Source organism: Nitrobacter sp. 62-13 (assembly GCF_001896955.1).
Taxonomy (GTDB): domain Bacteria; phylum Pseudomonadota; class Alphaproteobacteria; order Rhizobiales; family Xanthobacteraceae; genus Nitrobacter.
In genome coordinates this window covers 1-7,164 of sequence record NZ_MKRN01000027.1, presented here as the reverse complement: position 1 = coordinate 7,164, position 7,164 = coordinate 1, and the positions used below count along the sequence as shown (strand labels likewise).

8 protein-coding genes are annotated in these 7,164 nt (G+C 61.7%); 5 read left to right on the top strand and 3 right to left on the bottom strand.

The features are described 5' to 3' along the window. A partial coding sequence (locus BGN91_RS03720; RefSeq protein WP_292610641.1) for an ABC transporter permease occupies nt 1–644 on the top strand: 644 nt, incomplete at its 5' end. Nucleotides 645–708: 64 nt separating this feature from the next. Here the strand turns inward: BGN91_RS03720 and bcsS are convergent. From bcsS to BGN91_RS03705, 3 genes are all read right to left on the bottom strand, one after another. Next, complete coding sequence (bcsS, locus tag BGN91_RS03715; protein ID WP_292610639.1) at nt 709–1,407, bottom strand: cellulose biosynthesis protein BcsS; 699 nt, start codon at nt 1,405–1,407, stop codon at nt 709–711. A gap of 437 nt (nt 1,408–1,844) precedes the next feature. Beyond that, complete coding sequence (locus BGN91_RS03710) at nt 1,845–2,303, bottom strand: DUF488 domain-containing protein (RefSeq protein WP_292610637.1); 459 nt, start codon at nt 2,301–2,303, stop codon at nt 1,845–1,847. A gap of 14 nt (nt 2,304–2,317) precedes the next feature. After that, a complete protein-coding gene (locus tag BGN91_RS03705) occupies nt 2,318–3,121 on the bottom strand; it encodes a DUF72 domain-containing protein (protein ID WP_292610635.1) in 804 nt (267 codons plus the stop codon). A gap of 280 nt (nt 3,122–3,401) precedes the next feature. On the opposite strand from BGN91_RS03705, the gene BGN91_RS03700 reads away from it, so the two are divergent. From BGN91_RS03700 to BGN91_RS03685, 4 genes are all read left to right on the top strand, one after another. Then, entirely contained in the window at nt 3,402–4,532 is a 1,131-nt protein-coding gene (locus tag BGN91_RS03700; protein WP_292610633.1) for a glycosyltransferase family 2 protein, read from the top strand. A gap of 7 nt (nt 4,533–4,539) precedes the next feature. Further along, on the top strand, nt 4,540–6,030 hold the full coding sequence (locus BGN91_RS03695; protein WP_292610631.1) for a glycosyltransferase family 39 protein: 1,491 nt from the start codon (nt 4,540–4,542) through the stop codon (nt 6,028–6,030). Nucleotides 6,031–6,160: 130 nt separating this feature from the next. Then, entirely contained in the window at nt 6,161–6,448 is a 288-nt protein-coding gene (locus BGN91_RS03690; RefSeq protein WP_292610629.1) for a GIY-YIG nuclease family protein, read from the top strand. A gap of 146 nt (nt 6,449–6,594) precedes the next feature. Then, entirely contained in the window at nt 6,595–6,810 is a 216-nt protein-coding gene (locus BGN91_RS03685; protein ID WP_292610628.1) for a hypothetical protein, read from the top strand. Nucleotides 6,811–7,164 lie beyond the last annotated feature (354 nt).

Genomic DNA, 7,164 nt, shown 5'->3' with positions numbered 1-7,164 from the left:
CGCCATTCGAGATTCGTGCGCATGCACGTTACAACCCCGCGGCGTCCTCGCGGTTGAACATCGTGCCCGGGCTTGTCGGCACCATCCTCACCATGACCATGCTGATCTTCACGGCCTTGTCGGTCACGCGCGAGATCGAGCGGGGCACCATGGAAAGCCTGCTTTCGATGCCGATCACGCCGGTCGAGGTAATGATCGGCAAGATCCTGCCTTACGTGCTGGTGGGTTTCATCCAGGCGGCACTGATCATCGGCATCGGAGCGCTGCTGTTCGGCGTTCCCATCGAGGGAAGCCTGACGCTGCTGGCGTTGCTGTCGACGCTGTTCATCACGACCAACCTGGCCGTTGGATATACGTTCTCGACCATCGTACAGAACCAGCTCCAGGCGATGCAGATGTCGATGATGTTCTTCCTGCCAAGCATCCTGCTGTCCGGCTTCATGTTTCCGTTCGCGGGTATGCCGGTCTGGGCGCAGTATGTCGGTGAATGCCTGCCGCTGACGCACTACGTCCGGATTGTCCGCGCCATCATGCTGAAGGGCGCGACGCTGCAAAACCTGCAGTACGATACGCTCGCATTGCTGACGCTCATGCTGGTGGCGATGGTGATCGCGGTGACGCGATTCCGCCGCACGCTGGATTAGATGATCCCGAAAGTGGAAACCGGCTTTCGGACAGGATCGGCCCGATCAAACGATTTCGAAAACGTCACTTCCGGAACAGAACGCCGATCCGCCCATAGATGCCGTTGCGGTCGAAACTGTCTTCGAGGTAGCCGGCGCCGACCGACCATTCCACCGGTCCGGTCTTGAAACCCGTGAGGTGCGCGCCGATCCGGTATTGGGTGGAATACTCGTCGGCGGATGCGGCGATTTCAGGCCCGATCCAGAATCTGTCCCACAAGCGCCAGCCGGCCGCCGCACGGGCGCTGTATCCCGATCCGATGGTCGTGGCCGAAGCGGCCGCCGCCACCATCATCGCGGGCGTGGGCTCCCACCATAACTCGGTCGCGATGCGAGCGCCGAAGTTGCTGCCGCGCAGCTTGTCGGTTGGAACATCCGGTTTCAACGCATGACTTTCGAGGGCGGGCCCTGCGAAGACCTTGATCTCGACATTGCCGCGCTTGACGCGCCATCCCGGCAGGACCGAAGCGCGGAAGATGTTGGTGGTGAAGTGCTGCGTCGGCGTATCGTAACGCTCGAAATCATCGGACATGAACAGTCGGATCAGGAAGCCGTCCTTATTCAAGTCTCCCTGCGGCGCCAGCATCATTCCATCGTAGCCGGCCTGTCCGTTACGCCAGAGATCGACACCGCTGAAAAACAGGAAACGTTCGGGTTTCGAGCCGCCGACGAGCGTGTCGGCCAACGGCGGACCGGATGCCGGCTGGGCCAATGACCGAGCCATGACCGCACATGCCAGCACGGCGGCCAAAGTTGGTGCGCGCGACTTTTTCCAACGCACTGAGCCCCCACAAGCCCGAACGCCCATCCGTACAACTACTGATAGCAGGCGGTCGCAACGGCGCGTAAGGGAACAATAAGCGAACTTCCACATGGCCCGGAGCCGCTACTGATGGGATCAGAAGCGGCTCCATGTTTTGGGTTCGCAGCGTTTTCTTCGCGCGCCCGGTCGCAATCCATCCTCGGGTCAAGCCCAAGGATATGCTTTGCCCGCACTGGCTGCAGGACGCCGTCGGCTCTCACATCCGCGGTGCGGGCTAGGACCTCGCCGCGCGTCGGAATGCGAATGTCAAATTCAAAACTCCACTGGCAACACATGTTTGCGAGTGGTCTTTCGATTCCAACATTCGCAAGAATGCGCACTGAAACAGGACGCGAATGCTAGAATCGGCCCACGAGGTTCTCGATCTTGGCGCCGGTGCGCTCTTTGATGACTTCGGCGATCCAGCGGCGGTGGCAGTGCTGATGATCGCGCTCATAGCAGAGAATGCAGACAGGCCCGGCTTGCCTGACGAGCGCTGAGAGTTCGTCCAATTCCTCGCGCGCCTGCGGTGTCTTCAGATGCGCTGTGTAGATGTCGCGCAGCACATCGAACTTGCCGCTCTGCCGGGCCAGCCGGCCCTGCTTCGGCGTCCCGAGTCCGCGCAGGTGCAGGTAGGCGATGCCACGGCCATGGAGGTTCGTTGCGAGCTGGTTCTTTGAAAGGCCGGGACGGCGCGACGACGTGACGGCGCGGACATCGACCAGCAGCTTGACGCCGGCCCGTTCCAGCTCGTCCAGCACGGCGCTCGCGGGCGTCTGCTCGTAACCGATGGTGAAGAGCCGGCTTTCCGCCGTCATGTCGTGTCCTCCCGTCACCTGATGCGTTCGATCAGCTCCATGGCGCCTGCGGGTGCGCGCACCTTGCCTTCATGGATCACGTAAGCGAAGACGTCGCGCGGTATTTTCTTCGGCCTGGCAGTGTCGATGCGGGGTAGGTCGTCCGGCTCGCCGCCTTCCGCCCAAGTCCGAAATCGCTCGGCCCAGGCGTCGAGTTGTTTCGGAGGATAACAGGTCTTGATGTCGTCGCTTCCCTTCTGCAAGCGGGCATAGACGAAATCCGCGACGACGTCGGCGATCGCCGGATACTTGCCGTGCTCGGCGAAGACGACGGGCACCTCGAACCGCCGCAGCAGCGCGATGAACGCAGGCGTGCAAAAGCTGTCGTGGCGGACTTCGACCACATGCCGCAGCGCGCGCTTTTCCAGCTCCCGCGGCAACAGCTCCAGGAATTTGCCGAAATCGGCTTCGTCGAACGTCTTGGTCGGGGCAAACTGCCACAGCACTGGTCCAAGCCGGTCCCCAAGTTCCAGCACGCCCGACTCATAGAAGCGCTTCACCGAATCACCGGCCTCGGCCAGTACGCGCCGATTGGTGGCGAAGCGCGGCCCCTTGAGTGAGAACACGAATCCGTCAGGCACCTCGCGCGCCCATTTGCGGAAACTTTCCGGCTTTTGCGACCCGTAATACGTGCCGTTGATCTCGATCGAGGTGAGTTTCGAGGCGGCGTAGGCTAGCTCCTTCGCCTGCGCCAGCTTGTCCGGATAGAAAACGCCGCGCCACGGCGCGAAGGTCCAGCCGCCGATGCCGATGTAGATCTTGCCTGCCTTGCCTGCCATCTGACGTGCCCCTTGCGAATGTTGCGGCCGTACCTATCTCAGTCCCAACGGCGGTGTCGAAGCTCGTTCCATCGCCGGGACGACCACGGGATAACTCGGCTGCGCCGGATGTACGCGCGCCCTGTTGTTCGTGGTCGTTGTTGTTCCAGTTCTTGGCGTTCGGCCTGATTTCCATATATTTTCAGCTTTTGGAAGAATTGGACACCCGCTGATTCGGCTGGCTGATGCTCGATGCCGGTCGCCTTGGCATCTGCGACCGCCACGGATATATGCTGGCGCCATGAATGAAGCCCTCAGGCCGGATCCGGTCGAACTGACAGCCAGAGTGACGCCCCAGCTTTCCGTCGTCGTGCCGACCTTCAACGAGCACGACAACGTCGTCGCGCTGTACCGCAAGCTGTCCATCGCGCTGGCGGGAATTGCGTGGGAAGTCATCTATGTCGATGACAACTCGCCCGACGGCACCTCCGAGGTGCTGCGGAAGCTGGCCGCGACCGATCCGCGCGTTCGCTGCATCAGGCGGATCGGAAGGCGCGGCCTCTCGGGCGCCTGCATCGAGGGCATTCTGGCGTCGAGCGCGCCGTGCGCTGCGGTGATGGATGCCGATCTTCAGCACGATGAAACCCGGTTGCCGACGATGCTCGCGCTTCTGGAAAACGGCTCCGCCGACCTCGTCGTCGGCAGCCGCTATATCGAAGGCGGCAGCGCCGACAGCTTCGACAAGCAGCGCGCCGGTTTCAGCATGCTTGCAACGTCGGTTGCAAAAAAACTGCTGCGCGTCGACATCGCCGACCCTATGAGCGGTTTTTTCATGATCCGCCGCGACCGCTTCGAACGGCTTGCGCCTGAGCTTTCGACCCAGGGATTCAAGATCCTGCTCGACGTGATCGCCACCGCCCACGGCAAATTGCGGGTCACGGAAATTCCCTTCACCTTCGGTTCGCGGCTGCATGGCGAGAGCAAGCTGGATTCGATGGTCGCGCTGGACTTTCTGGGTCTCGTGCTGGCGAAGCTGACGCGCGATGCGGTGTCGTTGCGGTTCCTGCTGTTCGCGCTGGTTGGATCGGTTGGCCTCGTCGTGCACTTCGTCGGTCTGCTCATTGCGCTTGATGCGCTGCGATGGCCGTTCCCGCATTCCCAGGCCTTCGGCGCGCTCCTGGCGATGACCAGCAATTTCCTGCTCAACAATTTCCTGACCTATCGCGATCAGCGCCTGAAGGGGCTCGGCCTGCTGCGTGGTCTCCTTGTTTTCTACCTGGTTTGCAGCGTCGGCCTGTTTGCCAATGTTGGCGTCGCGTTCTCGGTCTACGATCAGGAGCCGATCTGGTGGCTGGCGGGTGCGGCCGGGGCGCTGATGGGCGTGGTCTGGAACTACGCGGTATCCAGCCTGTTCGTCTGGCGCAGACGATAGCACGGCGATGACCGAGACGCGGACCGTCCGCGCCGTTGTTGTCACAGTCCTCGTGCTGGTGGCGCTGCGCCTCGTCTGCGCGGCGCTGACGCCGCTGACGTTCGACGAGGCCTATTACTGGACATGGTCGAAGCATCTGTCCGGCGGCTATTACGATCATCCGCCGATGGTGGCGATCGTGATCCGCCTCGGCACCATGATCGCGGGCGATACGGAATTCGGCGTGCGGCTGGTATCGATCCTGCTGGCGCTGCCCATGAGCTTCGCGATCTACCGCACGACAATGCTGCTGTTCGACAGCGCAAGGGCGGCGGCGTCGGCAACCGTTTTTCTCAACGTCACGCTGATGGTCGCGGCCGGCACCGTGATCGTCACGCCGGACGCACCGCTGATGGCGGCATCGAGTTTCGTGCTGCTGTGTCTCGCCAAATTGCTCGTGACCGGGCGCGGGACGTGGTGGCTCGCGGTGGGCGCGGCCGTCGGCGCGGCGCTGCTGTCGAAATACACCGCGCTGTTCTTCGGTCCGGTGATCCTGATCTGGCTGCTCGCCGTGCCGGAGTTGCGGCGCTGGCTGCGGACGCCGTGGCCTTATCTCGGCGGGCTGGTGGCACTGGCGATGTTCTCGCCCGTGATCATCTGGAACGCCGAACATCATTGGGCATCCTTCGTCAAGCAGTTCGGCCGCGCGCGCGTGGACCAGTTCACCCTTCGCTATATCGTCGAGCTGATCCCGACCCAGATCGTTTTCGCGACCCCTCCGGTGTTCGCTCTCGCCGCGATGGGGTTGGTTGCATTGTCGAAGCGTGGCGAGGGCACGCGCGCCGCGCGCGTGCTGATCAATGCGACGGTGTGGACGTTGACGATCTATTTCGTCTGGCATTCGCTGCATGGCCGCGTCGAGGCCAACTGGTTTGGGCCAATCTATCCGGCGCTGGCGATCGCGGCGGCGGTAGCGTCCGACATCGCGCGCTGGCAGCAGCGCGGGCGGCGTTTCGCCGATCTCTGTCGACGCTGGGCGGTGCCCGTGGGCGTTACGATGTTGGTGGCGCTGGTGGTGCAGGTGAACACCGGCCTTCTGTCAGGATATCGGCGCGATGCCTCGGTGCGCAGCGTCGGCGTCGGCGTGCGCGATCTCGCCGCCGGGATCGAAGCGTTGCGCGTGAAAAACGGCGCGCACTGCGTGCTCGCTCAGGGCTATGGCGTGACGAGCTGGCTTCGATTCTATCTGCCGAAGGGCACGTGCGTGGCGCAGCATTTCGAGCGCATCCGCTGGATCAACGCGCCGCCGCCGGACGCGAACCAACTCACGGGCAGGTTGCTTTACGTCGATGACGGGTCGGACAACTGGCCGCGGGTCGCGCAATATTTCAATCACGTCGAAAGGGTCGCAACGCTCCAACGCAAACGTGGCCCGCTGACGGTCGATACCTTTGCGATCGACGTGGTGGCGGAGCCCAAGGGCAACGTGCTGGAGCCGTTGCCGGAGGAGTTGAGGTAAGCGCACGCTTGCGCCATTTGCGTAGAAATAATCCGCGTCGATCTCCAGACGTGCAAAAATATTCCTGTCGTCATTCCGGGGCGCGAGCCTTTTGCGAGCGAGCCCGGAATTCAGAACCCCAGCGGTCGCGATGGCTTGCTATGTCTATCTGCTTGCCAGCAAAAAGCATGGCACGCTCTATCTCGGCGTCACGAACGATATCGTGCGACGCGTCCACGAGCATCGGACAAAATCTGTAGAGGGATTCACTAAGCGCTACAACGTCGACAAGCTTGTGTGGTTCGAGACTTACGACGACATTGCCCATGCCATCACGCGAGAAAAAGAGCTGAAGAAGTGGCGTCGCGATTGGAAGATTCGTCTGGTCGAGGAAGATAATCCAAATTGGACTGATCTTTATCCGAGCATTGCGAGCTAACGCCTGACGGATATGGCCCCGGGGTCAGAATAGTTCGAGCGCTTCTGACAAACGTTCGTCATTCCGGGGCGCGAACATCTTGTGAGCGAACCCGGAATCCATAACCCCTGTCTTGGCGATTACAGATGAACGCAAGGACAGGGCGTATGGATTCCGGGCCCGCGCCAAGCGGCGCGTCCCGGAATGACGGCGGGGCAAGCATGATCCCGAAAAGTGGAAACCGGTTTTCGGAAAAGATCATGCTCAAACAAAAGATAAGCGACGATCCTGATTCAGTTGAAACAGACTCTAGGGATTTCTTCGCTTTTAATAAAGACAAACAAAAAACCCGGCATCGCTGCCGGGGGTTTTGCGTTTCCTAGAGCTTGCCTGAAGCAGATCCCGCTCCGCGGAATGGCATGAGTGCCGCATCGCGTTTGAGAAACGTGGATCAGAAATCCATGCCGCCACTGAAAGCCGGGCTTGGCCGGCTTTGTGCATTTGAGAGTCACATATCGGCGGTGATCAAACAAAAGGGCGCAGCTTTCGCCGCGCCCTCGTGGTGTTGGATACTGGCGCGGATCAGAAATCCATGCCGCCCATGCCGCCGCCCGGCATCGCCGGGGCAGGGGGGTTCTTCTTCGGCAGTTCGGCGACCATCGCTTCGGTGGTGATGAGGAGCGAGGCGACGGACGCGGCGTTCTGGATCGCGGTGCGCACGACCTTGGTCGGGTCGA

Excerpts from the sequence above, each read along its gene's own strand:
- BGN91_RS03700 (WP_292610633.1), top strand. The coding sequence starts at position 3,402 with ATGAATGAAGCCCTCAGGCCGGATCCGGTCGAACTGACAGCCAGAGTG.
- BGN91_RS03685 (WP_292610628.1), top strand. The coding sequence starts at position 6,595 with ATGGATTCCGGGCCCGCGCCAAGCGGCGCGTCCCGGAATGACGGCGGG.
- BGN91_RS03690 (WP_292610629.1), top strand. The coding sequence starts at position 6,161 with ATGGCTTGCTATGTCTATCTGCTTGCCAGCAAAAAGCATGGCACGCTC.
- BGN91_RS03695 (WP_292610631.1), top strand. The coding sequence starts at position 4,540 with ATGACCGAGACGCGGACCGTCCGCGCCGTTGTTGTCACAGTCCTCGTG.
- BGN91_RS03705 (WP_292610635.1), bottom strand. The coding sequence starts at position 3,121 with ATGGCAGGCAAGGCAGGCAAGATCTACATCGGCATCGGCGGCTGGACC.
- bcsS (WP_292610639.1), bottom strand. The coding sequence starts at position 1,407 with ATGGCTCGGTCATTGGCCCAGCCGGCATCCGGTCCGCCGTTGGCCGAC.
- BGN91_RS03710 (WP_292610637.1), bottom strand. The coding sequence starts at position 2,303 with ATGACGGCGGAAAGCCGGCTCTTCACCATCGGTTACGAGCAGACGCCC.